This is a genomic window from Vibrio sp. 1078-1 (genome assembly GCF_033340475.1).
Genome location: NZ_JAWOWM010000421.1, coordinates 1 through 666, shown reverse-complemented (window position 1 = coordinate 666; position 666 = coordinate 1). Strand labels below are relative to the sequence as shown.

The 666-nt window shown below is 47.4% G+C and carries 1 protein-coding gene; it reads left to right on the top strand.

Features of this window, described 5'->3' with window-relative positions; translation table 11 throughout:
• On the top strand, window positions 1-666 hold a 666-nt coding region (locus R7190_RS27960), incomplete at both ends, for a tRNA-dihydrouridine synthase (RefSeq protein ID WP_318137936.1).

The following is a 666-nucleotide window of genomic DNA, read 5'->3' as shown; positions in this document are numbered from 1 at the left end:
CGCGCGCGCGGCATCGACCTAAATTTTGGTTGCCCAGCAAAAATGGTCAACAAAAGCAAAGGAGGTGCGGCGCTATTGCAGCATCCTGAGTTGATTCATAGCGTGGTCAAAGCATGCCGTGACGCAGTGCCTGCGAATATCCCTGTATCCGCAAAAATTCGTCTGGGCTGGGAAAACCCTGAAGACTGTTTTGAAATCGTGGATGCGATTCAATCTGCGGGAGCGAATGAACTGACCGTTCACGCACGTACTAAGCAAGGCGGTTATAAAGCATCTGAAATCAAGTGGGAATACATCAATAAAATTCGCGAGCGATTCTCCATCCCTTTGATTGCCAATGGTGAAATCTGGAATTTCGAAGATGGTCAACGCTGCATTGAAACCACTGGTGTCGACTCTCTGATGGTGTGCCGTGGTGCGTTCAACATTCCTAACCTAGGTAACATGGTAAAACACAACCACACGCCAATGGTTTGGTCTGATGTGGTCGACCTGCTGATCTACTACTCAAAGTTTGAAATGAAGGGTGATAAAGGTTTGTACTATCCAAACCGCGTGAAGCAATGGTTCGCTTACCTGCGCCAATCTTACCCAGAAGCTAACGAATTATTCCGCGAAATCCGAACATTTAATAAAGCAGCACCGATTGTTGAGCACATCCAGCGC